Here is a 23,171-nt window from a genome sequence, read left to right on the forward strand (position 1 = left end):
CTGCGCTCGCCGGTCAAAATGACAATCTTTTCGAGAACTGGTCTAGACGCGGCGGGTCTCGCGTTCGGTGGCGCGGGCGGCGGCGCTGTTTTGAAAATGGGTGATGGCAGTGGCGAGGGCGTCCGCAGCGTCGGCATCGGGGGTTTCGCGGAGGCGTAGCTGGGCACGGATCATGAAGGCGACCTGGTCTTTTTGCGCGGCACCGCGACCTACGGCGGCCTGTTTGATCTCACGCGGGGCGTATTCGTAGATGGGCAGGCCGTGTTCGGCGGCGGCGATGAGGCAGGCGCCGCGGGCGGTGCCGAGAACGATGGCGGTCTTGTAACTCTGGACGAAGATGGTGGACTCGATGGCGCAGACCGTGGGAGAGTGGCGGCCGATGACGTCGCTCAACCCGGTGCGGATGGAGACAAGGCAGCCGGAGGGGAGGAGAGCGGGCTTGTTGTGAATGACCCCCCACTCGATGGCACGAAGCTGCCCGCCGGCGGACTCGACGATGGCCCAGCCGGTCTTGCGCAACGCGGGGTCGATGGCGAGCACGCGCTCGACGGTGGGTGTTGCCGAAGTTTCGCCAGAACTGCGGACGATGCGGGCCATGGGCTTAGCGGCGTTTTTTCGGACCGCCCTGACCGAGGCGGAAAAGTTGATCGACCGAAACGGTGCCTGAACCGAAGAGCAGGAGGGTGACGGTGATGATGAGGTAGAGCCAGGCGGCCTCGACACGAGGGGAGCCGGCATTTTGCAGCACCACAAGGGTGGTGATGACGACGGGCAGGAAGGCCAGGGCGAAGAGGCGGGTGAGGAAACCGATGATCCAACTCAGGGCGACGACCACGATGACGACGGCGACGATAGGTGCGAGGAGGTGGGCGTAGGGCATGCCGGCCTCATGAAAGGCGGGAACCCAGGCCCAAGGCTTTTCCTGGAAGAAGAAGTGGTAGGCGTTTTGCACGGCATCGATGCCGTAGCGTGTCATGAGGAGGAGACCGGTGCCGATGCGGAGGATGGCTGCGGTTTGAAAGAGGGAGCTAAGGGGGGCTTGGGGCGAGGCGGGGCTGCCGCCGGTGTATTCGAGCATGATGGAGAAAGATCAGATATCGGGAGAAAGGGTGATGATGTCGCCAGCAACGGGCTTCCATTTGTGGTTTGCGGATTCGAGCGAGGTGAAGAAGTGGCGCTGGCCCTGGCGGGAGATGTAAACGCCGCGGGAGGTGGAGCCGGTCTTGCGGCCACCGGTGACGGTGACGGCCTGCTTGACGGACATGTTTTTGAAGACGGGGATGAATTCGGGCTCCTGAACGTCTCCATTGAGGGATACGACCTCCACATTTTCCACGGAGATGATCTGGACGGTGATCTCGCGGGTGTTCCGGCCGGCGAGGCGGAAGACGGTGGCGATGGCCTCGGCGGCCTGGGGCAGGCGCATGCCGCCAACGTGGGCAGTGCCGACGGAACCGAGGGCGAGATTGCCCTCGGTATTGATCATCTCGATGCCACGGAAGATGCGGTCAGGGCTGCGGGTGCCTTCGTAAACTTCGAGGCGAATGGTGTGGCCGTAGCCGAGGGTGCCGCGGGAGGTGAAGGAGATGTCAGGGTCTTCGGCGCTGGCCTTGTCCTTCTCCGACATGCCAGGGACGAGCCTGGCCACGGTGTTTCTGCTGGGAAGGCTGGGGAGGCCGATTTTGGGCAGCTTGGGCATCGAGTGCGGAATGATGCTTTTGATCATGCTACAGGAGCAGAGGATGAGGCTGATGGCGGCAGACAAAAAAACTGAAAAGACACGCGTCATGAGAGGGCGGGAAGCTGGTTGGCGCATGATGGCGGCACGCAGTAGGATGGCAAGGAGCTTTCGCCATGGCGAGGAAGCTTCTTGCGTTCCGGGCGCTAATCGGCCGCCGAAAAGGCTTGCAGGGCTGCGGCGACGCTGGCGGGCCGGTCGGCGGGGTGGCGGCTGGTGAGCCATTCGATCCAGCGAACGGTGCGCTCCGGGAGACCGGGGCGGACTTGAGAGAGGGGAGTGGTGCGATGGTAAAGGTGGGAGACCATGACCTGCGGCTTGGTCTCGCCCGCGAAAGGGGGCTGGTGGGCCCATGCGTAGTAGAAGAGGCAGCCGAGGGAGTAGATGTCTGTCCGGACATCGACGGGGGCGCGCTGGAACTGCTCCGGGGCCATGAAAAAGATGGAGCCCTGCACGGGGGACGGCGTGGGCTCCAGGGCGGTGTTTTCAAGATCACGGGCGAGGCCGAAGTCGAGGATTTTCACGTGGATGCCGCCGTCGGGATGATGGGCGAGCATGAGGTTTTCCGGCTTGAGATCGAGGTGGATGACGCCGGCGGAGTGGGCTGCGTCCAAGGCTGCCAGGGTCTGAAGCACGAGGTCGTGGAACTCGGCCAGGGTCAAGGCGCTGCGGGTCAGGCGGGCTTCGAGGGTCTCGCCATGGACGAGTTCCATGGCGATGAAGGCACCCTGGCTGTCTGTGCCGGCCTCGATGACGGAGACGATGCTGGGGTGGTGGAGGGCGGACTGGCGTCTGGCTTCGTGGAGAAGGGCGTCCAGGGCGGCGGCGGAATTTCCTGCGGTGGCGGGGAGGAGTCGTTTGACGGCCACCTCACGGCCCATCTGCCGATCGAGCGCTCTGAAGACGGTGCCCAGACCGCCCTCGGCGATGGGGGCAAGCAATTCGTAGCGATCGTTCATCAGGAAAGGGATGCTGACACTTTCGAGGTTTCACGCAATGAAACTTTCGCGTGAATGAGCAGGTGTGCTAACATCGGGGCTGCAACCATGACGATGCTCAGTGTGAAAGATCTTAAAATCCACTTCCCCGTGCGGGGAGGCTGGCTGGGGCGTGGCAAGGACGTGATCAAGGCGGTGGACAATGTGAGCTTTGAAGTGGAGGAGGGCAGCACGGTGGGACTGGTGGGAGAGAGCGGCAGCGGCAAGTCCACGTTGGCGCGTGCTCTGCTCAAGCTGCTGCCCGTAACCGCTGGAAGCGTGCGCTACCGCGACCAGGAAATCCTGACGATGCCTGAGGAGCAATTCCGCCCGCTGCGCAAGGACATGCAGATGGTGTTTCAGGACCCGATCGGCTCGCTGAATCCGCGCATGACGGTGGAGTCCATCCTTGGCGAGCCGATGCAGATTCACTTCAAAGAAAAAACGCGTGAGGAACGGCGCGCGGTGTCCGCGGAACTGCTGACGAAGGTGGGACTGCCGGAGGACGCGCTGCAGCGCTATCCGCATGAATTCAGTGGCGGGCAGAGGCAGCGCATCGGCATCGCGCGGGCGCTGGCGGTGAAACCGCGGTTTCTGATCTGCGACGAGCCGGTGAGCGCGCTGGATGTGAGTGTGCAGGCGCAGATTCTGAATCTGCTGAAGGACATCCAGGCGGAGTTTGACCTGACGCTGCTGTTCATCGCGCACGACCTCGCGGTGGTGCGGCACATGAGCGACCGCATTGTGGTGATGCACCATGGCAAGATCGTCGAGCAGGGGGACGCGGAAGAGATCTGCGAGAACCCGCGCCATGACTACACGCAGAAGCTGCTGGATGCGGTGCCGGTGATGTGAATGGCGAATGATGAACAAACTTGGAATGGCTGAAGGCTGAATATTTCTGAATCAATGACACCGCTCTTTAAAAAGTTTCTCGGGATGAACTGGCTGCTGGTGCTGAACGTCACCGCCTTATGCGTCTTTGGGGTGTATGCCATCTTCAACGCCTCGGCCTACAAGGAGTCGGCGGAATTTGCGTTCAAGTGGAAGGACCAGCTGCGTGCGATCTTGATCGGCGTGCCGGTGTTTTTCGTGGCTTCGTTGATCGACTACAAATGGGTGCGCTGGGCCTGCTGGCCGTTGTATCTTGCGGGGATCGGCGGACTGATCGCAGTGCTTCTGTTTGGGGTGGAACGCGGCGGCAACAAGGCGTGGCTCATCATCGCCGGACAGTCGGTGCAGCCGTCGCAGTTTGCCATCATGTCCGGCATTCTGGTGCTGGGTGTTGTGTTTGGAGAACTACCAAGGCTGCTGCCGGTGTTCCGCCGTCCATGGCTGCGCATTCTGATCGCCGGGATGGTGGCGGGAGTGCCGGCGGTGATGGTGATCAAGGAAGACCTTGGGTCTGGCCTGGTGTGGGGACCGGTGTTTCTTTCGATGATGCTGGTGGGCAGCATTCCATTCCGCTACATGATCACCCTGCTGCTGGGCGTGATCAGCATCGTGCCGCTGGTGTATGTGTTTGCGTTGAAGCCGTACCAGCAGGCACGTATCAGCTCGACGTGGTACATGATGACGAACCAAATGGACAAGGTGGATCTGCAAAACGAGGCGTGGGTGGCCAAGTATCTGCTGATCGGTGTGTCCACGGCGGGGCTGGAAGGAAAAGGGCCGGAATCGAAGAAGGTGGAAGATCAGGCGTCCATCCACCGCACCTTTCTGCCGCACGAGACGATCAGTGACTTCATTTTTTGCGTGGTGGCCGAGGAGTTCGGATTCCGCGGCGCGGTGCTTCTGCTTTCAGGCATGGCGCTGCTGCTGCTGCAGTCGGTGTTTGTGGCGTTCTTCGCGAGAGATCAGCTAGGGCGGCTTATTGTCGTGGGCGTGGTGGCGATGTTTTTTGTGCACACGTTTCAAAACGCCGGGATGAACCTCGTGATGCTGCCGGTCATCGGTCTGCCGATGCCGTTAGTCAGCCACGGGGGTACCTTTGTGATCGTCTGCTTGTTCCTGATGGGAATGGTGCAGAGCGTCTGGGTGCACCGCAATATTTCGGCGGTGAAGAAGAAGCGGTCCGTGAACGGACCGCGGGATGACGAGGATGATGAGTGATTCTCCAGTAGCGCAGGCCCGGAAGAGGCGCTTGGCGGACCAAGCGCCCAACCGGAGTTGCGTTACACGATTTCCCAGCCTTTGCGGTAGTCGCGGCGGACCATCTTGTCGGCTTCGGCGTTGTTCGGGATCTTGAGGCCGGGGGCGTCCCAGGTGAGGTTCTCGTTGGGGAAGGCGCTGGCGAGGCAGCCGAGAAGCACGGCTTCGGTGAGGGGGCCGGCGTAGTCGAAATTGGCGGAGGGCTTTTTATCGCCGCCAGCAAGGCAGCAGTCGATGAAGTCGGCCCAGTGGTCGCGGGGTTCGAGCTTTGGATAGGCGCCGAAGCTGGCGTATTTTTCCCGTGGGTAGAGGAGCGGGGTGGAGCCGTGAGGGGAAAGCAGGACGCCTTCGGTACCGAGGTAGATGGTGCCCTGGCCGGGGAATTTGGAGACGTCTCCCACGAGGGCCATCACCTCGGCCGGCGGGCGTGCGTCGCCATCAGTCCAGGTGACTTTGATGGTGTCCCCGGTGGTGTACTGGGTGCCTTTGAAGGTGTATTCCACGACGGCGTTGATGGCCCAGTTGTCCTTGTTGGGCACGGGGCCGGAGGACTTCACGGAGATGGGGGCCGCGAGATCGAGGGAGCGGAACCAGCCGCTGAACATATGGCAGCCCATGTCTCCGAGGGTGCCGGTGCCGAAGTCGCGGCGCCTGCGCCAGTTGCCGGGATGATCGTAGCCCTGAATGTAGCTGCGCTCTGAGGCGACGCCGAGCCACTTGTCCCAGTTGAAGCCTTCGGGGATGGGATCGCTCTTGGCGGGGCGGGGTTCCAGATCACCCCACTTCTTGTTGGAGAAGGTGTGGGCCTCTTTCACTTTGCCAATAGCACCCATCTGGATGAGGGCCACGGCGTGGCGCTCGGTGAAGGCGGAGGAAATCTGGATGCCCATCTGGGACTTGACGCCTTTCGCGCGTGCGCGTTCGACCATCTGGCGGCACTCCCAGAGATTGTGGGCCAGAGGCTTCTGGCCGTAAACGTGCTTGCCTTTGGCGATGGCGGCGAGGCCGATGCTGCCGTGCATGTGGTCGGGCGTGGAGACGTTGACGCTGTCGATATTGTCCGACTCCTTTTCGAGGAGTTCACGCCAGTCCTGATAGACTTTGATGTCGGGCCATTTCTCCTGGGCTTTTTTGAAGTTGCGGGTGTCCACGTCGCAAACGGCTGCGAGCTGCCACATGGGGTGGTTGGACATGGCGCTCATGTCCGCCATGCTCATGCCGGAAGCGCCGAAGGCGGCGTGGCGCAGCTTGCCGTTCGGAGACGCGGCGCGCATGCCGGTGGTGACCCACGGGGCGGCGAAGAGAGTGGCGGCGGACTGGCGGATGAAGTGGCGGCGTGATTGCATGGAGAATGGATGGTGGAGCGCGAAAATACGTTGCGCGGGAGGCGCATCTTCCGTTTCTCTTTGGCACGACATGAACAACCTCTCCGAGCGCCTGCAAGCCATTCGCGACCGCATCACTTCCGCTGCGCAACGATGCGGGCGTGATCCTGCGAAGGTGGAGTTGCTGGCGGTTTCCAAAACGTTTCCGGTGGAGGCGATCCGTGAGGCGGTGGAGGCGGGGCAGCTGCTTTTCGGCGAGAACAAGGTGCAGGAGATTCTGGCGAAAGCACCGCAACTGCCGGCGAATCTGCAATGGCACCTCATCGGGCATCTGCAGTCCAACAAGGTGCGCAAGGTGCTGCCGCATGTGAAGGCCATTCACAGCATCGGCTCGCTGGATCTGGCGCGGGATGTGGACCGCATAGCGGGCGAGCTGGGGATGGTGGCGAAGGTTTATCTGGAGGTGAATCTGGCGGAGGAAGGCAGCAAGCATGGCTTTGGCGTGGAGCAGGTGCGCGCTGAGCTGGAGGCGCTGCAGGGGCTGAAGCGGATGGAGATTCAGGGGCTGATGTGCATTCCGCCGTTTGATGAGGATGTGGAGAAGAGCCGGCCGTATTTTGCGCAGCTGCGCGAGCTGCGTGATGAGCTGGAACAGCGCGGCGGTGTGGCGCTGCCGCTGCTGAGCATGGGGATGAGCCATGATTTTGAGATCGCGATTGAGGAGGGCGCGACGATGGTGCGCGTGGGGAGTGCGATTTTTGGCGGGCGCACTTACAAGACTGCCGCTGCATGAGCCAGCGTGCGGACAAATGGCTGCACCATGTGCGTGTTTTCAAAACACGCTCTCTGGCCACGCAGGCGTGTGGCCGTGGGAATGTGACCATCGACGGGCAGCCGGTGAAGGCGTCGCGGGATCTGAAGCCGGGGGACACGCTGGAAGTGGTGCGTGGAGATCTGCGGCTGCGAGTGCGGGTGATCGGCTTTTCAGCGCAGCGGCTGGGGCCGCCGCGGGTGGCGGAGTTTTGTGAGAACCTGACGCCGTTGGAGTGGATTCAGCGTGCGAGCGAGCTGCGGAGGGAGAGGGAGCTGATCCAGCCGCGGGCGCATGAGGTGGTGGCGAAGCCGGACAAGAAGCAGCTGCGGGAGTTGAGGAAGTTTTGGGAGGAGCAGGGGGAGTGAAGGAAAGCAGTCAGCCCCGGCGGTTGGGACCAGCGCTGTGTTCGACTTCATGTCGGATGTGTCATTTCGTGATTTCGGGTTGGCTGCGTTGCTTTCTGAGTTTGGCAGCGTCCTCGGGCGGCATGACGATGACTGCAGCCCGAGCCTTCAGGTCAGCCACCTCAGTCTCAGTCAGCTTTCGCCCTGCGCGCTGTTCCGACATGGAAATTAAAGCCTCCAGACTCGGCACAAAGACAAGCTCATGCCCTCGGGGATTTGGCAGCTTACTTAGCTCGGCATATGAGCCAACTTGAGTCGCTCGAAGACCGCCATCCTGCGGCTCATTGCTTTCTTGTGGCTTCTGCCTTGGCGAGCTATCGGCCAAAGCTGCAAACTTTAAGATCGTAAGATGCTTAACTGCCTGCTGTGGGTCGGAGACTCCCGCAGACTTGTTAATACCTTCGTCAGCTATCGACACCCCCAGCGCTTCCTCGGTAGCCATTACGATCTCAACGAAATCGAGATCGTCTGCTCCAAGGGCGGCAAATGTAACATCAGGCCTCACGTCCGAGCGCTTCTTTCCAAGCTGCTCTGCAACAATCTGGGTGACTTGATCAAGAGATTGCGGCCCCGCCGACACTTGAGCGGATGGCTTCTTTCCGCAGGCCGTTGCGAAGACGCAGAAGATAAAGAGTAGTAATCGGCAGGTCATAGTGGGAGAAGCGCGTGAAAGTCGTCTACTGCTGGATGGAAAACAATTCTGGCGAGCACATCAACAACATTATGAAAAGTAGTCATAAATGAATGGCGCTTGGTTTAAGGTCGCTCATCGGAGCGCCGTGTAATTACGGTGCGATGCGCGGCGGAGCTTATTGCAGACGCTGCTGGTGATTGCTGGGTGTGGCCAAACTCTGGGTTTGCTTACCCGGAGGTGTGGCAAATGACCCAGGGTCGCCTCGCTGAGGCTCGGCTGACCCTGGGCTGATTCCGCAGCTCCGTTGGAGCTGGTGTGTCGCGGAGCCTCGGGATGGAAGATCGTGTGTAGCTGTGTTTGGCAAAAGGCGGAGGGGCATACGCGTCTCACCTGTTGTTTAGATCGAAGGCGGGACGCCTCGATCCGTTGACAGGCTGGAAGCCTATCCTCCAGGGCTACTTTGCTTTCGCTTTTGCTTTGCCCTTTTTGTTTTTGCCGGGCTGGCCGGTTTTGGTGTCCTGGGTGAAGGGTGGGTTTTCGAAGGGGACGGGGTCGGCGGTGACGCGGGGGTCGCCGACGGCTTTGAGTTTTTCGGTGAGCTCGGCGGCCATTTTGTTTTTGATTTCGGCGTAGGCGGGTTCGTTGGCGACGTTGATGGTGGAATTGGGGTCTTTGGTGATGTCGTAGAGTTCTTCTTCGGGGCGCTTGGAGAAGGCGTAGTCGAAGAACCATTTGTACTGGGAGTCGGCGCGGTGCTGGATGAGCCAGGCTTTGGCGGGGGAGGCGTCCATGTCGGGGAAGGCGACGTAGGTTTCGTTTTCCATGTCTTCCTGAGAAGGGGTGAAGGTGTCGGTGAGGGTTTTGTAGTCGCCCATGGGCATCCGGTCGGGCTTGAAATTGTGGATGTAGAGGAAGCCGTCTTTGCGCAGGGCGCGCTGGGGGTAGGGGAGATTGCCTTCGCGGGCGATGGAGACGTGGCGCTCGCGACCGGTGATGACGTAGTCGCGGTCTTTTTCGATGCGGCCGGATTTGCCGGACTTCAGGAGGCTGACGAGGCTTTTACCGTTCACGCCGGGAGGGATGGTGGCGCCGCCGATTTCCATGAAGGTGGGGGCGAGGTCCATGAGATTGACAAAGTCTTCGATGTAGCGACCGCCGGGCTGGCCGGGCCAGCGGATGGCAAGGGCGACGTTGACGCCGAAGTCGTAGAGGTTGCATTTGCCACCGGGGAAGCCGGGGGCGCCGTGGTCGCCGCTGATGACGATGACGGTGTTGTCGTATTCGCCGGCTTCTTCGAGGCGCTTGATAATGACGCCCACCTGGGCGTCGAAGGCCTGGATCTCGCCGAGGTAGCTGCCGAAGTCTTCGCGGAATTCCGGGACATCGGGCAGGTGTTTGGGGAGCTTGCCTTTCAGATCATCGGGATTGATGCCCCACTGGGCCTGGCCGCTGCCTTTGACCCATTTGCGATGAACGTTGGTGGGGCCGTGCCAGAAGACGAAGGGTGCGCCTTTGGGGCGGGCGGCGAGGAAGCTGTCGAAATTGCCGCGCACTTCGTCGTAGATTTGCTGCTTGGCGGCTTCGACGGCGACGCCCTGCTGCATGAGCTTGTCCACGTTTTGGGAGAACTGATTGCAGCGCGCGCCGGACTTTTGGAAGGCATGTGCCTGGCCGCCATAGGGGGCGTCAGCGGGCTCGCCGGGGCCCCAGACTTTGAAGGATTTGCCAAGGTGGTAGCCTTTGTCCTTTAGCAGGAGAGGATAGCTGGGAATGGCGGGATCCCAGACAGCGCCATTGAGGATGGCGGCGCGGCCGCAGTTGAAGAAATAGCGGCCGGAAAGGAGGGCGCTGCGGCAGGGCGTGCAGGAAGGGGCATTGACGTAGGCGCGCTGGAAGAGGGCGCCTTCGCGGGCAATCCGGTCGATGTTGGGGGTTTTGACGACCTGGTTGGGCGAGGGGAATTTTTCGTGCTCGGCGTAGATGCTGGCGTAGCGGCCCCAGTCGTCGGCAAAGAGGAAGACGATGTTCAGCGGTTTGTCCGCGGCGGTGGCGAGGGTGGTCAGTGCAAGGCAGCAAAGCAGGAGAATGCGCATGGTTGCGTCATAACGCGGGGCAGGCGCGTAAACCTTCGCCAAAAATGAGCGCAAACAACGCAACGACACCCGGTGCCTGCTTCTGAACTTATGGACATGATTCACGCATTGCTCGATTCCACGCAGGTCATCAGCCTCATCCAGCAGGAAGGCGTTCCGTATGAAGTCTGCGCCGAGGCGCTGGCCAGCCATGACCGGGGCAAAAACCTGCTCACCGTAGAACTGCGCGCCTTTCTGCGCTCGGAAAACCATGACCACATCGGAGAGGTGTCCTCGCCCGGCTGGCTGCCGGCCCCGCAGACGGTGACCGAGCATGTGGGCGCGGAGGAGGCGCATGCGCTGGCGGCGGACGTGCTGAAGAACTGGCGGCACAAGGTGGAGAGCTGCCTGCCAAAAGTATGACGGGCAAACCTTCGTCTTTGAGGGTTGCACTGAGGTCGATTCACCCCATGAATGCGCGCACATGAACAATATTAAAATTCTCTGCCTCTCGACTGCATTGACGTGCACTTCCTGCAGCGTCGGACCGGATTTCAAACTGCCGAATGTGCTCATGCCTTCGAAGTGGAAGAACGGCGGCTCGGTGAGCACGGCGGACATTCCGGTGCCCGGCGAATGGTGGAAACTGTTTGGCTCCGCGGAACTGAACCGGCTGGAAGAACGCGCGATGGCGAACAACGAGCAGCTGCGTGGCGCACTGGCGCGAGTGGAGACGGCACGCGCGCTGGTGGGCGTGCAGCAGGCGAGCTGGTTCCCGACTTTGAACATGAGGGATGCGATGCAGTATGAGCGTCTGTCCCAAAGCTCCTTCGGCGCCAACCTGCCTCCCGGCGTGGCCCTGCCCAAAACCCAGCGCCGCCGTTTCCAGAACCTGCTGGAAGAAGGCTGGGAGATCGATGTGTGGGGCCGTGTGCGCCGCGCCGTGGAAGGATCCAAAGCCGCGCAACTGGGAGCGATGGAGACTCTTTCCGCCCGGCGTCTGACGATTGCCTCGGAGGTGGCACGGCTGTATTTCCTGGCGCACTCGCTTGACCGGCAGATCGATGTGGTGATCGGCACGCGGACCTGGCGCGAAGAAGCGCTGAAGCTGCAGGAGTCACGCTTCAGAGGAGGACTGGCGAATGAAATGGATGTGGCGCGTGCGCGGACCGAGCTGGAGATCGCGCATAGTGATCTGGCGGCGCTGCAGCGTCAGCGTGGCAATGCTGAAAACGCGCTGGCTGTCATTTGCGGAGAGATTCCGTCCAACTTCCGCCTGGCTAAAAACTCCCATGCGATGCATCCGCCGAAGGTGCCAGGCGGACTGCCCTCCACGCTGCTGCAGCGCCGGCCGGACATCCGGGCCGCGGAGCAAAGCATGCGCGAGGCGAATGCGAAGATCGGGGTGGCGGCCGCCTCCTTTTATCCTGCCTTCAGCGTCAACGGCACGGGTGGTCTGGAAAGCATCGGCACCAACAATTTCTATGATCAGAAAAGCAAGATCATGACGATTGGGCCGAGCATGACGCTGCCGATTTTTCAAGGCGGAAAGCTGAAGGCGAACTTGAGGTCAGCCAAGGCAGGCTATGACGAGACGCTGGCAAACTACCGGCAGACGATCCTGCTGGCGCTGCAGGAAGTGGAGGACAGCATGCTGGACGCGGGGGCTTATGCCAAACAGGCTGCCTCGCTGAATGCAGCCATCGCTGCTGCGCAGGAGACGCAACGGCTGGCGCAACTGCGCTATGACAAAGGTCTGGCGAGCTACTTTGAAGTGGTGGATGCTAACCGCACGGTGCTGAACACGCAGCTGCTGGCGGCGCAGGTGGAAGGACAGCGGCTGATGGCCAGTGTGGCGATGCTGAAGGCGCTGGGCGGTGGGTGGCAGTAGCTGGATGCTGGATGCTAGATGCTAGATGCTAGATGCTAGATGCTAGATGCTAGGCCGTGTTTGAAAAGCAGGTGTTCGACCGCTTCCCACGCATTCCGTGGAGCGCGGGCCTCCGAGCCCGCAGCCGGTGGCAATCATCACCAGGCCAGAGCATGGCTTCTGGCAGGTCGCAAGCACGAGCATGCTGAGCAGTGGCAGTCGCGTGCAGATGAGAGGCGGGAAGGAACGTGCGGCACTGTTGGCTGCTGCGAAGTGCTGCGGGCTCGGAGGCCCGCGCTCCAACAGCGCTTTCGCCAGTCCCCCCCTTGAAACAGGCTTTCAAACACGGCCTAGATCGTGGGACTTCGATGATCGATGGTTCGTCAATCATGCGTGCTTGCGGTGTTCGTGGGGGCCGGAGGATTGATTGACGATTGAAGAGCAGTCGATTTTTGATTTTAGAGGGACGATCTGGCGCGTGTGAGGCCTGATACGAGGTTTTCGTCAAGGTTTGATTTGGACCCACACAGGGGATGACCAGGCCATGTTGCCGTCGTTTTGCTCGACGCGGAGGTAGTAGCGGTTTTCGCCGGGGAGGGGGGAGTCGTCGGTGTAGGTTTGGGAAAAGGTTTTACCTTCGACTTCCCACTGCTGGTAGTTCTGCTCGTTGCGGACGAGGGTGATGCGGGTGATCTCGGCGGTGCCATCGACGCTGAATTTGAGGACGGGCTTGCCAGTGAGGGCGATCTCGGTGCCGAGGAGGTGATTGTTGCAGGAGAACTCGACGAAGATTTTGTCCGTGGCGGCGATGGTGCGGCGGGCTTTGATGCCTTCGATGATGCCCTCGCGGGTGAAGTCTTTCACATAGACGCCACCGTAGCTGGTGTGGGTGGAGATGTGGTCGCTGTCTGCCCAGACGCCGAGCTTGTGGCCGATCTCGAGGGCATGCTGATAGACGCCATTGTTCTTCTCGGTGAAGCTGCGGATGGGCTGGCCGACGACGGGCTTGCCCACGACGGTGGAGGCGTGGTTGTAGTCCTGGCCGACGCGCATGCCGACGGTGGGCTGGGGGACGTTTTGACCTTCGTAGCTGACGCGGGCACCCTGGTAGATTTCGAGGACGTTTTCAATGCGGTGATCGATCGGCGGGATCTGATCCCAGTCGGTGCCCATGCTGGTGGCGCCGGTGTGGCTGATGGCGGTGACGGGCCTTCCATAGCGGACGAGGACGTCCCAGAGCTCGGTGGGGTGCAGCTCAGGCGTGCCTTCGGTTTTGACGGGGTAAAGCTTCTGCCAGGGGGAGTCGAGGTAGTTTTTCCGCTGGATGTACACGATGGGGCCGCCGCGCTGGGCGAAGATGACATTGCGATGTCCGAGCGGCCATTTCTGCTCGCGCTCGTAGGCGTACATGCTCATGAAGAAGCCGGGTGAGTAGAAGATCTCGGTCATCTTCTGATTGAGCCACCACTCATAGGGATGGTAGATCTTTGCGATGTCAGTGTGGTCGCTGGTGCCGAGGGTGTCGAGCTTGCCCATGTCCCAGGCGTAGCGGTACTGCTCAAGCACGCAGCCGTCATTGGCGGTGACGCAGTTGGAGATGTCGGTGTGGCGGTGGTAATCACCCCAGTAGAGCTTGTAGGTGACGCCGTCGTGGGTCCAGGTGTGGCGCTCGCTGCGGTCGCGCTCGGGAGTGGTGGGATTGATGTAGGCGGCGAAGGGTTCGCGAGGAGGGACGGCTGGGGCGGTGACGAGGGGAAGCTCCACATCCGTGGCGATTTTGGCGAGCTGGATGCCGGTGGTGAGCTGGAGCTTGGAGGTGCGCAGGTCGCTGGACCAGGCCATCCAGAGGCTGCCGTCTTTGCCGAGGACGTGGGCGGTCTGGCGGTCCTGGGTGTACACGCTGTCCGGCACAAGGAAGGGCTGGGTCCATTGTTTGGTAGCAGGCTCGTAGCGGGTAAGTGCGATCTGCCAGCAGAAGTTTTTGAAGAAGCGCACGGTGAGCCACGGACGGCCGGCGGCATCGAGCATGAGGTGGGGGAGATTCACGGCGCCGATCTCATTGGGAGCGGGCTTGCCCTTGGCCTTTGCCTGAGCGGCCTGGGCTTTGGCGCGTTCTTCGGCTTTCGCCTTGGCTTTTGGATTGTTGCCACGCGGTGCGTTGGGGGCAGCAGCGGCTGCGGCTTTGGGTGCGGGCAGGTCTTTGAGGTGGGCGTCAGGACCGGGGAGTTCTTCGACTTTGCCGCTGGCTAGATCCCAATAGGCAATGACGAGATCGCGGCGGCCATTGAGCCCGACCTGGCCGCCGTGGGCGCGCATGTCGAGGCCCCATTGCTCATTGCCGCGCTCGCAGGCGAGCCAGATGCCTTTGCCGTCTTTTGAAGTAATGGCATTCACGCGGCCCTCGTAGCGGCTGGTGGCAATGAGTTGTTTCGTTTCGCCGACGGTGGTGTCTCCGGAGACGTGGGTGGCGTAGATGTTGAATTCATTGCCACGGGAGGAGTCGTAGCAGATCCAGGCGCCGCCTTTGCCATCGAACGCGAGGCAGGGCTCCCAGTCGCCTGCAGGATCGGTGGTGACCTTGATGTCATTGCTCCAGCTGTTTTCCTTCGAGTTGAAGATGCGGCAGAAGACATCGCCCAAAGTGCCATACATGCCCTGCCAGACGACCCAGACATTGCCTGCGGGATCGACCGCAGCCTTGGCGAAGGCGCTGCCTCCCTTGGGAGAGCTGGCGAGCGTCATGGTCTGCTGGATTTTCGCCGGCGTGTTCTCGTAGGGAACCTGTGCGCACCTGAGCTCCATGATGTCGTTCTCATTCACCTGGGACCAGAAGACGTGCAGCATGCCGCTGCCGTCGCGGACGATGGAGGGCTGATGAATGATGCCGGGCGTGCCCACAGTGATGACGTCGCTGAGAGGGCCGTCGGTTTGTTTGGCCACGTGCAAGGAGTCTTCCTTGCCATCCCACTGGATGAAGGCGACCCACGGGCGGCCATCTCCATCCACGCACACGGAAGGATAGTCGCTCTGGTGGCCTTCGGGGCGCAGGGCATTGATCTTTGGCAGCGGGTTTTGCCCCAAAGCAGCAGAGGCAAGGAGGAATGCGAGACAGGTTGGGCGAAGCATGGCTTTTAAACATTCTGTTTGCCGATTCCTTTCATGCAGCGAATGAACAGACCGGTCAGCCAATCCACCTCTCCAGCCATGCACTTGCGCGCTTTTTTTGCTTCCGTCCTGCTTTCCAGCCAGGTTCTTCATGCAGCCGACCACGACATTGTCATCTATGGCGGAACCTGCTCCGCCGTGATCGCTGCGGTGCAGGCGAAGAAGATGGGCAAGAGTGTGATCGTGGTGTCACCGGACAAACATTTGGGCGGCTTGAGCGCCGGCGGGCTGGGCTTTACGGATACGGGCAACAAGGCGGTGATCGGCGGGCTTTCGCGGGATTTTTATCATCGCGTGTGGCTGCACTACGACAAGGACTCCGCCTGGGTGCAGCAGAAGAAGTCTGAATACGGCGGCAAAGGCCAGGGCACGCCTGCGGTGGATGGTGAAAACCGCACGATGTGGATCTTCGAGCCGCATGTGGCAGAGCAGATCTTTGAAGACTATGTGAAGGAGTTCGGGCTGGAAGTGGTGCGCGACGAGTGGCTGGACCGTGCGAAGGGCGTGAAGAAGGATGGAGACAAGATCACCTCCATCACAACGCTGAGTGGCAAGACCTATGCGGGGAAGATGTTCATCGACGCGACTTATGAGGGCGACCTGATGGCTGCGGCAGGAGTGGACTACCACGTGGGCCGCGAGGCGCAGAGCGTGTATGACGAGAAGTGGAATGGCATCCAGGTGGGCGTGCTGCACCATCGCCACCACTTTGGCGCGGTGAAGGAGCCGATCAGCGCCTACAAGGTGCCGGGAGATCCGAAGAGCGGTGTGCTGCCGCGGGTGAGCACAAAGCCTCCGGGAGAGTATGGCGCGGGTGACAAGGGCGTGCAGGCGTACTGCTTCCGCTCCTGCTACACCAATGACCCGAGCAACCGTGTGCCATTTCCGAAGCCGCAAGGTTACGATGCAAACCAGTATGAAATCCTGCTGCGGGTGCTGAACACGGGCTGGGGCGAGTTTTTTGAGAAGTTTGACCCGATCCCGAACCACAAGACGGACACGAACAACCACGGGCCGTTCAGCTTTGACAACATCGGCTACAATCACGACTACCCGGAGGCCAGCTATGAGCGGCGCCGTGAGATCATCGCCGAGCACCGGCAGTACCAGCAGGGGCTGATGTGGTTCGTGGCGAATGATCCGCGCGTGCCGAAGAAGGTGCAGGAGGAACTGCAGACCTGGGGCCTGCCGAAGGATGAGTTCACCGACAACGGCAACTGGAGCCACCAGCTCTACATCCGCGAAGCGCGGCGCATGATCGGCAGCTATGTGATGACGGAGAACGAACTGCTGAAGAAACGCCCTACGCCTGACAGCGTGGGCATGGGCAGCTACGGCATCGATTCCCACAACATTCAGCGCTACATCACGCCCGAGGGCAATGTGCAGAACGAGGGGGACATCGGTGTGAGCACAAAGGGACCGTATGAGATCGCGTATGGCTCGCTGATTCCCAAGAAGGGGCAGGGGAGCAATCTGCTGGTGCCGGTGGCGATGTCCGCCAGCCATATCGCTTACGGCAGCATCCGCATGGAACCGGTGTTCATGATCCTGGGCCAGAGTGCAGCGACGGCAGCGGTGCTGGCGCTGGATGCAGGCAGTGATGTGCAGAGCGTGCCGTATGAAAAGCTGAAGGAGCAGATCCTCAAAGACGGCCAGATTCTCCACTACGACGGCCCGAAGACCATGAAGAGGGTGGATCCGAAAACGCTCAAAGGGATCGTCATGGATGACACTGAAGCCAAGGTGACAGGCGAGTGGCACGAAAGCGGCGCGGCGAAGGCCTTCATCGGCGATGGCTACAGCCACGACGGCAACGCCAAGAACGGCAAATGCAGCCTGCGGTTTGAACCGAAGCTGACCAAGCCAGGCAAATACCGCCTGATGCTCGCCTCCCCGCCGAACAACAACCGCGCCAGCAATGCGCCGGTGGAGGTGCAGTACGCCGGCGGGGTGAAGAAGCTGACGATCAATCTCAAAGCGCCGAAGGAAGGAGAGGGTGTGTACTGGATCGACCTGGGTGAATATGAGTGCGGGAATGACACAGCGATCACGATTTCCAATGAGGGAACGGATGGCTATGTGGTGGTGGATGGAGCGCGGTGGGTGCCGGTGGATCAATAACTCATGAGCAAGGACGCGCTGCTACGCCGCTACCGTGCGGTTTTGGGTTTGTTCATTGTCTGCCTGATCCTGAGCGGGCTGACGGCCTTTCCGCTGCTGCATGAGCTGCGGCTGATGGGGGCTTGGCTGGGGATCGAGGATCACGCGGCCTATGCGAAGCATGACGGGCTGAAGCTTTGGATTGGCTATGTGTGGCATGGGCTGGAGGTGACGCAGGAGCAGTTTCCTTTCGTGGCCTATGGCACGGACTGGCTGGCGTTTGGGCACCTGACGATCGCGGTCTTTTTCATCGCGGGACCGTGGCGTGACCCGGTGGGGAATGCGTGGGTGCTGAAGGTGGGGCTGCTGGCTTGCGCGGCGATTTTTCCTCTTGCGCTGATTTGCGGGGAAGTGCGGGGCATCCCGCTGTCCTGGCGGCTGATCGACTGCTCCTTTGGGTTCTTTGGGGCGATGCCGCTGCTTTATTGCCTGAGGCTGGTCAGGCAGATGGGAACAGGAACTTTACAGAGTTCGTAATTTTCTGGATTTTTGGGGCGTATGCCTATTGACCCCTTACCCCTGTCATGTCCTACATCCGTCATTTGATCCTCATCACCGCAGCCTGTGCCACCAGCGCTTTCGCCGCGTACCCCACATTTACCACAACGGTGCCAAACGGCGGCCAGCGTGGCACGGAGGTGAAGCTCACCGTCACGGGAACCCAGCTGGCCGACTTTGAGAGCCTGATGTTCTTCTCCCCGGGCTTTACCCAGAAAAGCGTGGACAAGGTGGAGCCCAACAAGGTGCAGCTGACGATCGGCATCGCTCCGGATGTACCGCCCGGAAACCACCTGATGCGCATCCGCACACGGACGGGCATCTCGCATGCACGCCAGTTCTTCGTGGGCATCTTTCCAAACGTGGAAGAGAAGGAGCCGAACAGCGACTTTGAGTCCCCTCAGGTGATCCAGCTGAACCAGACGATCGAAGGCATCGTGCAAAACGAAGACGTGGACTACTACCGCGTAAGCCTGAAGAAAGGCCAGCGCCTGTCCGTGGAAGTGGACGGTCTGCGCCTGGGCTATACGGTGTTTGACCCGTTCCTCGCCATCATTGACAAAGATCGCTTCGAAAAGGTGATCTCTGACGACACCATCCTGCACCGTCAGGACGGCTACTGCTCCTACGTGGCCGAGGAAGACGGTGACTACACGGTGATGATCCGCGAATCCTCCTACCGCGGTGGTGGCAACTCCTACTACCGCCTGCACGTCGGCAGCTACCGCCGTCCGGACGTGGTGTATCCTGCAGGTGGGAAGATCGGCTCCAAGACCAAGGTGCGCTTCATCGAGCGGGACAGCTCCTTCGAAGAAGAAGTGCAGGTGCCGGCAGAAATCGATCCGGACTTCATGCTTTTCTCCAAGACTCAGGAACCTGCGCCTTCCGGTAATCCTTTCCGTCTGGTGAACTATGACAACGTGCTGGAAGCGGAGCCGAATGATGAGCAGGCAAAAGCCACTCCTGCGACCGCGGGAGAGCCGATCGCCCTGAACGGGATCATCGAAAAGCCGGGTGACATCGATTTCTTCAAAGTGCCGCTGAAAAAGGGGATGACGCTGGAGGTGCAGGCCTTTGCGCAGAGCATTGGCTCGCCTCTGGACAGCGTGGTGAACATTTACAATGAGAAGGGCGGCTCCCTCAGCGGCAATGATGACGGTGGTGGCCGCCGCCGCCTGGACAGCAAGTTCAAGGTGGCCATTCCCGCGGATGGTGACTATTTCGTGCGTGTAACGGACCATCTGGAACGTGGCGGCCCCAATTATGTCTATCGTCTGGAACTCGTGGCGGCCGAGCCCGAAGTCTTCTTTGCGTCCCCGCAGTACACGGTGAACGACAACAACTACCGTCAGTTCATTGCCGTGCCGAAAGGCGGCCGCTATGCGACGCTGGTGAACATCAGCCGCAACAATGTGGGCGGGGACTTCAAGTTTGAGGCCAAAAATCTGCCGCAGGGTGTGAAGCTGCTCACGGAAGCGGCACCGAAGGATCTGGGCAACGTGCCGTTGCTTTTTGAAGCTGCGCCGGATGCGCCGCTGGGGCATCAGGTGTCCCCCATTTATCTGAATTCGGTCGATCCGAACATCAAGACGCGTGGCAAGCTGCGCCAGGAGTTTGACATCGTGCGCAATGGCAACGTGGTGTATTACACCCAGATCGAGGACCGGCTGCCGGTGGCGGTGGTGGAGGAAGCCCCCTATTCGCTCGAAATCGTGAAGCCGGCCGTGCCGCTGGTGAACAACGGTATTCTGGAACTCAAGGTGGTGTCCAAGCGCAAGGAAGGGTTCAAGGCACCGATCCGCGTGTTTATGATCTGGAAGCCGAGCGGTGTCAGCTCGCTGGGAGAACAGACCATTGCCGAAGGGCAGAACGAGTGCGTGTTCCAGCTGGATGCGAATGCCGGAACGCCTGCTGGTTCCTGGAATTTCACCGTGCTGGGTGAGGCAGATGCCGGCGGCGGCCGGGTGTACAATGCCTCGCCATTCACGGCTGTGGTCACTGCTCCCGCCTACCTCAACGCGCCGGCAATTCCGCTGGTGGCTGTGGAGCAGGGGAAGGAAGGGATCATGGTTGCCAAACTGGAACAGCTGCTGCCATTTGAAGGTGAAGCAACTGCCCAGGTGCTGGGCGTGCCGGACACCATCCCGATCGAGCCTGCCAAGATCACCAAGGACACCAAAGAAGTGGCGTTCAAGGTGAAGACGGATGACAAATCGCCCATCGGCAAGCAGGCCAATCTGTTTGTGCGGGTGGACATTCCCGTGAAGGGCACGAACGCGACGACCATTCACCGCATCGCCTTGGGATCCATCCTTCGCATCGACGCGCCGCGCAAGGTGGTGGCGCCGCCCGCTGCGCCAGTGGTGGCTGCCAACAAGCCGAAAGAGGAACCCAAACCCGCGGCGCCAGCTGCGCCGAAGGTTCTCTCACGTCTGGAGCAGCTGCGCATGGAAGCTGCGGGAGCCAAGAAATAAGCCGGCAGACTTTGAGTTTTAACATGAGATGGGGAGGGCGAAGGCCTTCCCCATTTTGTTTAGGGGGTGGATGAATTTGCCTGTGGGGTGCCGCACCGGAAAACATGGGACGCTGGGTGATTGCGCAGGGTTGAGGGAGCAAGATGATCCCTCTCAGCCGGGGCATGCGCGTGGCGAATCTCTGGCAGGAGTGGGACCCTCCTGGTCCCTCAATTTTCCGCAGGGGCTGCCATTATCATTCATGCCCGGAGCCGGAGGAACTGGCGAACGTCCAGACCCTCCTCAACGGCTTGTGGTCTTACTTTGCGTGGGGCAGGTCCCAGGCCTTCAGCCATTCGACCTTAGTGCGTTTGTAGCCCTGCTTAAGCAGACGGGTTTCCATGTCTCCCAGATGTGCGGCGCCGTAGAAAATGGCGAGACGCTTTTTGCCAGCGGCGATTTGCTTGTCCAGAACCTGCAGGGCGACTTTGTTGCGCTCGCCCACGAGAACGGTGCCGCCGCCGGTTTCCATGCCGGCCATGATGTCTTCCACGCTGTCGAACTCCTGGGCGATCATGCGTTTGAGCTCGGTGCTGCTGTCCTTCATGGTGAGGATCTTGAGCAGCATGACCATGCCGGCGGCATCCGAATTGACGCCACGCTTTTCATTGACCTCTTTCTGGGCCTGCGCGGCTTTGAAATAGAGGGTGAGAAAGTTTTCCTGCTTCTCGGTCTGTGTTTCCGTGAACTGGGACATGTCCATGTCCGCATGCACGAAGTTCTTTGCCTTGTAGTCGATGCCTTCAAGCTGGCCATGAAGCTTGAGGGTGTCCCTCATCATGGTTTGCAGCTGGCCGACCCACGCCAGCTTGGCTGCGTCTTTTTTGACTTCAGGTTTGTCGCGATCTTCAAATGACGGGCCGACGAGTTCGTAAAGAACAGCGTCGTAACCTTTGAAGCGTTCGTTCAAGGCATCAAAATAGGCTTTGTCGGCAATATGGATGGCGCCGACGAGGTCCACTCTGACCTTCTGCGGTGACTCATAAGTGACGATGGCGGTCTGCAGGCTGTCGGTCTCATCCTCCTCCACGAAGCGGATGAAGTTTGTCGGCTTCGGCTCCTCCGCGGCCGACAGCACGGCAAAGGCCAGCGTGACGTGCAGCAGGAGGAGACGTTTCATGGAAAGGAGGGGATGATCAGCCTTCAGTCTTGAAGATGCGGGCAAAGAAGGACTTCATCTCCTCCCAGGACGCCTTGTCAGCGGCTTCATTGTAGGCGGCGCCTTTGCTGTTGTCATTGCCCGCAGCCTTCTGGGTGAAGGAGTGCACGGCACCAGGATAGCTTACGAGCTTGTAGTCCACCTTGGCGTCCTTCATCTCCTGCTCGAAGGCGGCGATGTCCGGGGCCTTGACGAAGGGATCGTCAGCGCCGTGGAGAGCAAGCACCTTGCCCTTGATGTTTTTGCCATCGGCAGGATTCGGAGAGTCGAGGCCCCCGTGGAAGCTGACCACGCCTTTGATGAGAGCGCCGCTGCGGGCCAGCTCGATGACGCCGGTGCCGCCGAAGCAGTAGCCGATGGCGGCGACTTTGGAGACGTCCGTGTGCGGGTCTTTGTTGAGAACCTCCAGCGCAGAGAGCATGCGCTCACGATAGAGCTTGCGGTCGGCTTTGTACTTTCCGGCTTCCTTGCCCGCTTCCGGGGGCTGTGGGCGGATGCCCTTGCCGTAGATGTCCGCAGCGAAGACGTTGTAGCCGAGCTCGGCGAGCATGTGGGCGCGCATCTTTTCGTTGTCGCTCAGGCCGGTCCATTGATGGATGATCAAAATGGAGGGGAGCCTGCCGGTTTTCGCGGTGTCAACGACGTGCAGGCCTTCACACAGGACGTCTCCAGATTTGTATTCGACGACGGTTTCCTTGATTTCGGCGTGCAGCAGGCTGGCGGAAAAAAGCAGAGAGGAAATGAAAAGCAGGGCGCGATTAGTTTTCATGGTTGTAGGGCATAGTAATCGGAGGGAAGCGAGTTTTCCAACTCGTTTCCCGTGAGAACTCGAAAGATGATTCTACTTGAGTTCCTGGATGCGGATGTTTTTCCACATCACTTCCTTGCCCACGGCCTCGGCCTTTTTGCCAATGCCATGAACCTGGAGGGCGATGACACCCTCGGCGGTGACGTCATCCGTAAAGTCTGCGGCGGGAACGCCATTGATGAAGGTCTTGATGCTGCTGCCACGGCATTCGATACGGGCTGTGTTCCACTCTCCCTGCTTGAACGCTTTGCGGGCGGCCTCGTTGTTCTTGAGGTCGAAGAGCCAGCCGCGGCGGCCTTCGTCATACACGCCGCCGGTGAAGGCGCGGGCGCTGGGGTCGATCTCAAACTGGTAGCCAAAGACGCGGTCGGCGGGGAATTTTTTCTTTTTCCCGGCGATCTCCACCTCGGTCTCCTGCGTGTAGTAGTTGCTGCGGAACTGGATGCCGGAGTTCATGGAGGGGTCCACCTTGAACTCGAGCTCAAGGATGAAATTGGAGTATTTCTTGGTGGTGCAGAGGAAGGAGTTTCCGGTGTCTGGCACGGTCTTGCCCACGACGGCGCCGTTTTCCACCCGGTATTCCGCCTTGCCGCTGTGCTGTTCCCAGCCGGTGAGGGTTTTGCCGTCAAAGAGGGGGACGAAAGCGTCCTCGGCATGGAGTGCGGCGGTGAGGGAGATGACGAGTGCGGAGGCGAGGGACAGGAGGCGGTTGGTCATAGAGCGGTGATAAACGGGCTGCTGGGAGAGGTCTTTCTCTTCTAGTGCATCAAGAACCTCGGCTCCCCGGTCGAAAAAATTTTGCGCCCGGACCCGCCCTGCCCGTTCATCTGATTGATGGGTTGGTTTCAGGCCGTTTAGAGGCGGAGACTTAAGCCCGCAT

At 60.5% G+C, this 23,171-nt stretch carries 20 protein-coding genes; 9 read left to right on the plus strand and 11 right to left on the minus strand.

The window, feature by feature from the left end:
• Nucleotides 1-42: 42 nt before the first annotated feature.
• The 4 genes from ruvC to ACILSR_RS05580 all read right to left on the minus strand — a co-directional run bounded on the left by ruvC (nucleotide 43) and on the right by ACILSR_RS05580 (nucleotide 2,697).
• Nucleotides 43-597, minus strand: a complete 555-nt coding sequence (gene ruvC / locus ACILSR_RS05565) for a crossover junction endodeoxyribonuclease RuvC (protein WP_395748740.1) — start codon at nucleotides 595-597, stop codon at nucleotides 43-45.
• Nucleotides 598-601: 4 nt separating this feature from the next.
• Entirely contained in the window at nucleotides 602-1,078 is a 477-nt protein-coding gene (locus ACILSR_RS05570; protein ID WP_395748741.1) for a hypothetical protein, read from the minus strand.
• Between the two features lie 12 nt (nucleotides 1,079-1,090).
• Nucleotides 1,091-1,816 (minus strand): hypothetical protein, encoded by a 726-nt coding sequence (locus tag ACILSR_RS05575; RefSeq protein WP_395748742.1) that lies wholly within the window; start codon nucleotides 1,814-1,816, stop codon nucleotides 1,091-1,093.
• 68 nt (nucleotides 1,817-1,884) lie between these two features.
• A complete protein-coding gene (locus tag ACILSR_RS05580; RefSeq protein WP_395748743.1) occupies nucleotides 1,885-2,697 on the minus strand; it encodes a serine/threonine-protein kinase in 813 nt (270 codons plus the stop codon).
• Between the two features lie 54 nt (nucleotides 2,698-2,751).
• Between ACILSR_RS05580 and ACILSR_RS05585 the strand changes: the two genes are divergently transcribed.
• Nucleotides 2,752-3,570: an ABC transporter ATP-binding protein gene (locus ACILSR_RS05585; protein ID WP_395748744.1), complete on the plus strand. Its 819-nt coding sequence runs from the start codon at nucleotides 2,752-2,754 to the stop codon at nucleotides 3,568-3,570.
• Nucleotides 3,571-3,624: 54 nt separating this feature from the next.
• Nucleotides 3,625-4,827, plus strand: a complete 1,203-nt coding sequence (locus ACILSR_RS05590; RefSeq protein ID WP_395748745.1) for an FtsW/RodA/SpoVE family cell cycle protein — start codon at nucleotides 3,625-3,627, stop codon at nucleotides 4,825-4,827.
• Between the two features lie 62 nt (nucleotides 4,828-4,889).
• On the opposite strand, the gene ACILSR_RS05595 is transcribed toward ACILSR_RS05590, so the two are convergent.
• The gene (locus tag ACILSR_RS05595; RefSeq protein WP_395748746.1) at nucleotides 4,890-6,212 is read right to left on the minus strand and encodes a Gfo/Idh/MocA family protein; all 1,323 of its coding nucleotides are present in this window, start codon (nucleotides 6,210-6,212) and stop codon (nucleotides 4,890-4,892) included.
• Between the two features lie 70 nt (nucleotides 6,213-6,282).
• On the opposite strand from ACILSR_RS05595, the gene ACILSR_RS05600 reads away from it, so the two are divergent.
• Both ACILSR_RS05600 and ACILSR_RS05605 read left to right on the plus strand, forming a co-directional pair.
• Nucleotides 6,283-6,984, plus strand: coding sequence for a YggS family pyridoxal phosphate-dependent enzyme (locus ACILSR_RS05600; protein ID WP_395748747.1), 702 nt, complete (start codon nucleotides 6,283-6,285; stop codon nucleotides 6,982-6,984).
• Nucleotides 6,981-7,370 carry an RNA-binding S4 domain-containing protein gene (locus ACILSR_RS05605; protein ID WP_395748748.1) on the plus strand — a complete coding sequence of 130 codons (390 nt, stop codon included), beginning with the start codon at nucleotides 6,981-6,983 and terminating at the stop codon, nucleotides 7,368-7,370. Before ACILSR_RS05600 ends, ACILSR_RS05605 begins: the two co-directional genes overlap by 4 nt.
• A 61-nt stretch (nucleotides 7,371-7,431) precedes the next feature.
• Here the strand turns inward: ACILSR_RS05605 and ACILSR_RS05610 are convergent, their stop codons facing one another.
• Both ACILSR_RS05610 and ACILSR_RS05615 read right to left on the minus strand, forming a co-directional pair.
• Nucleotides 7,432-8,061 (minus strand): acyl carrier protein, encoded by a 630-nt coding sequence (locus ACILSR_RS05610; RefSeq protein ID WP_395748749.1) that lies wholly within the window; start codon nucleotides 8,059-8,061, stop codon nucleotides 7,432-7,434.
• 437 nt (nucleotides 8,062-8,498) lie between these two features.
• Nucleotides 8,499-10,136, minus strand: coding sequence for a sulfatase (locus ACILSR_RS05615; RefSeq protein ID WP_395748750.1), 1,638 nt, complete (start codon nucleotides 10,134-10,136; stop codon nucleotides 8,499-8,501).
• Nucleotides 10,137-10,232: 96 nt separating this feature from the next.
• Between ACILSR_RS05615 and ACILSR_RS05620 the strand changes: the two genes are divergently transcribed.
• Nucleotides 10,233-10,538, plus strand: coding sequence for a hypothetical protein (locus tag ACILSR_RS05620; RefSeq protein ID WP_395748751.1), 306 nt, complete (start codon nucleotides 10,233-10,235; stop codon nucleotides 10,536-10,538).
• A gap of 61 nt (nucleotides 10,539-10,599) precedes the next feature.
• Nucleotides 10,600-12,006, plus strand: a complete 1,407-nt coding sequence (locus ACILSR_RS05625) for an efflux transporter outer membrane subunit (RefSeq protein ID WP_395748752.1) — start codon at nucleotides 10,600-10,602, stop codon at nucleotides 12,004-12,006.
• Nucleotides 12,007-12,489: 483 nt separating this feature from the next.
• Here the strand turns inward: ACILSR_RS05625 and ACILSR_RS05630 are convergent, their stop codons facing one another.
• Nucleotides 12,490-15,111, minus strand: coding sequence for a hypothetical protein (locus tag ACILSR_RS05630; protein ID WP_395748753.1), 2,622 nt, complete (start codon nucleotides 15,109-15,111; stop codon nucleotides 12,490-12,492).
• Between the two features lie 78 nt (nucleotides 15,112-15,189).
• On the opposite strand from ACILSR_RS05630, the gene ACILSR_RS05635 reads away from it, so the two are divergent.
• Genes ACILSR_RS05635 through ACILSR_RS05645 form a run of 3 tightly spaced genes read left to right on the plus strand, consistent with a single transcriptional unit; the run spans nucleotide 15,190 to nucleotide 20,285 of the window.
• Nucleotides 15,190-17,274 (plus strand): FAD-dependent oxidoreductase, encoded by a 2,085-nt coding sequence (locus ACILSR_RS05635; RefSeq protein WP_395748754.1) that lies wholly within the window; start codon nucleotides 15,190-15,192, stop codon nucleotides 17,272-17,274.
• 3 nt (nucleotides 17,275-17,277) lie between these two features.
• A complete protein-coding gene (locus ACILSR_RS05640; protein ID WP_395748755.1) occupies nucleotides 17,278-17,790 on the plus strand; it encodes a hypothetical protein in 513 nt (170 codons plus the stop codon).
• Between the two features lie 47 nt (nucleotides 17,791-17,837).
• Nucleotides 17,838-20,285: a PPC domain-containing protein gene (locus ACILSR_RS05645; protein WP_395748756.1), complete on the plus strand. Its 2,448-nt coding sequence runs from the start codon at nucleotides 17,838-17,840 to the stop codon at nucleotides 20,283-20,285.
• Nucleotides 20,286-20,583: 298 nt separating this feature from the next.
• Here the strand turns inward: ACILSR_RS05645 and ACILSR_RS05650 are convergent, their stop codons facing one another.
• The 3 genes from ACILSR_RS05650 to ACILSR_RS05660 all read right to left on the minus strand — a co-directional run bounded on the left by ACILSR_RS05650 (nucleotide 20,584) and on the right by ACILSR_RS05660 (nucleotide 23,008).
• Nucleotides 20,584-21,444: a hypothetical protein gene (locus ACILSR_RS05650; protein ID WP_395748757.1), complete on the minus strand. Its 861-nt coding sequence runs from the start codon at nucleotides 21,442-21,444 to the stop codon at nucleotides 20,584-20,586.
• Nucleotides 21,445-21,460: 16 nt separating this feature from the next.
• Nucleotides 21,461-22,252, minus strand: coding sequence for a dienelactone hydrolase family protein (locus tag ACILSR_RS05655; protein ID WP_395748758.1), 792 nt, complete (start codon nucleotides 22,250-22,252; stop codon nucleotides 21,461-21,463).
• Between the two features lie 72 nt (nucleotides 22,253-22,324).
• Entirely contained in the window at nucleotides 22,325-23,008 is a 684-nt protein-coding gene (locus ACILSR_RS05660; RefSeq protein ID WP_395748759.1) for a DUF1080 domain-containing protein, read from the minus strand.
• Nucleotides 23,009-23,171 lie beyond the last annotated feature (163 nt).

It is taken from the genome of Prosthecobacter sp. (genome assembly GCF_044222565.1).
Lineage (GTDB): Bacteria > Verrucomicrobiota > Verrucomicrobiia > Verrucomicrobiales > Verrucomicrobiaceae > Prosthecobacter.

Bases quoted from the DNA above. Each gene is read 5' to 3' on its own strand.
- ruvC (WP_395748740.1), bottom strand. From the start codon at position 597: ATGGCCCGCATCGTCCGCAGTTCTGGCGAAACTTCGGCAACACCCACC.
- ACILSR_RS05570 (WP_395748741.1), bottom strand. From the start codon at position 1,078: ATGCTCGAATACACCGGCGGCAGCCCCGCCTCGCCCCAAGCCCCCCTT.
- ACILSR_RS05575 (WP_395748742.1), bottom strand. From the start codon at position 1,816: ATGCGCCAACCAGCTTCCCGCCCTCTCATGACGCGTGTCTTTTCAGTT.
- ACILSR_RS05580 (WP_395748743.1), bottom strand. From the start codon at position 2,697: ATGAACGATCGCTACGAATTGCTTGCCCCCATCGCCGAGGGCGGTCTG.
- ACILSR_RS05585 (WP_395748744.1), top strand. From the start codon at position 2,752: ATGAGCAGGTGTGCTAACATCGGGGCTGCAACCATGACGATGCTCAGT.
- ACILSR_RS05590 (WP_395748745.1), top strand. From the start codon at position 3,625: ATGACACCGCTCTTTAAAAAGTTTCTCGGGATGAACTGGCTGCTGGTG.
- ACILSR_RS05595 (WP_395748746.1), bottom strand. From the start codon at position 6,212: ATGCAATCACGCCGCCACTTCATCCGCCAGTCCGCCGCCACTCTCTTC.
- ACILSR_RS05600 (WP_395748747.1), top strand. From the start codon at position 6,283: ATGAACAACCTCTCCGAGCGCCTGCAAGCCATTCGCGACCGCATCACT.
- ACILSR_RS05605 (WP_395748748.1), top strand. From the start codon at position 6,981: ATGAGCCAGCGTGCGGACAAATGGCTGCACCATGTGCGTGTTTTCAAA.
- ACILSR_RS05610 (WP_395748749.1), bottom strand. From the start codon at position 8,061: ATGACCTGCCGATTACTACTCTTTATCTTCTGCGTCTTCGCAACGGCC.
- ACILSR_RS05615 (WP_395748750.1), bottom strand. From the start codon at position 10,136: ATGCGCATTCTCCTGCTTTGCTGCCTTGCACTGACCACCCTCGCCACC.
- ACILSR_RS05620 (WP_395748751.1), top strand. From the start codon at position 10,233: ATGATTCACGCATTGCTCGATTCCACGCAGGTCATCAGCCTCATCCAG.
- ACILSR_RS05625 (WP_395748752.1), top strand. From the start codon at position 10,600: ATGAACAATATTAAAATTCTCTGCCTCTCGACTGCATTGACGTGCACT.
- ACILSR_RS05630 (WP_395748753.1), bottom strand. From the start codon at position 15,111: ATGCTTCGCCCAACCTGTCTCGCATTCCTCCTTGCCTCTGCTGCTTTG.
- ACILSR_RS05635 (WP_395748754.1), top strand. From the start codon at position 15,190: ATGCACTTGCGCGCTTTTTTTGCTTCCGTCCTGCTTTCCAGCCAGGTT.
- ACILSR_RS05640 (WP_395748755.1), top strand. From the start codon at position 17,278: ATGAGCAAGGACGCGCTGCTACGCCGCTACCGTGCGGTTTTGGGTTTG.
- ACILSR_RS05645 (WP_395748756.1), top strand. From the start codon at position 17,838: ATGTCCTACATCCGTCATTTGATCCTCATCACCGCAGCCTGTGCCACC.
- ACILSR_RS05650 (WP_395748757.1), bottom strand. From the start codon at position 21,444: ATGAAACGTCTCCTCCTGCTGCACGTCACGCTGGCCTTTGCCGTGCTG.
- ACILSR_RS05655 (WP_395748758.1), bottom strand. From the start codon at position 22,252: ATGAAAACTAATCGCGCCCTGCTTTTCATTTCCTCTCTGCTTTTTTCC.
- ACILSR_RS05660 (WP_395748759.1), bottom strand. From the start codon at position 23,008: ATGACCAACCGCCTCCTGTCCCTCGCCTCCGCACTCGTCATCTCCCTC.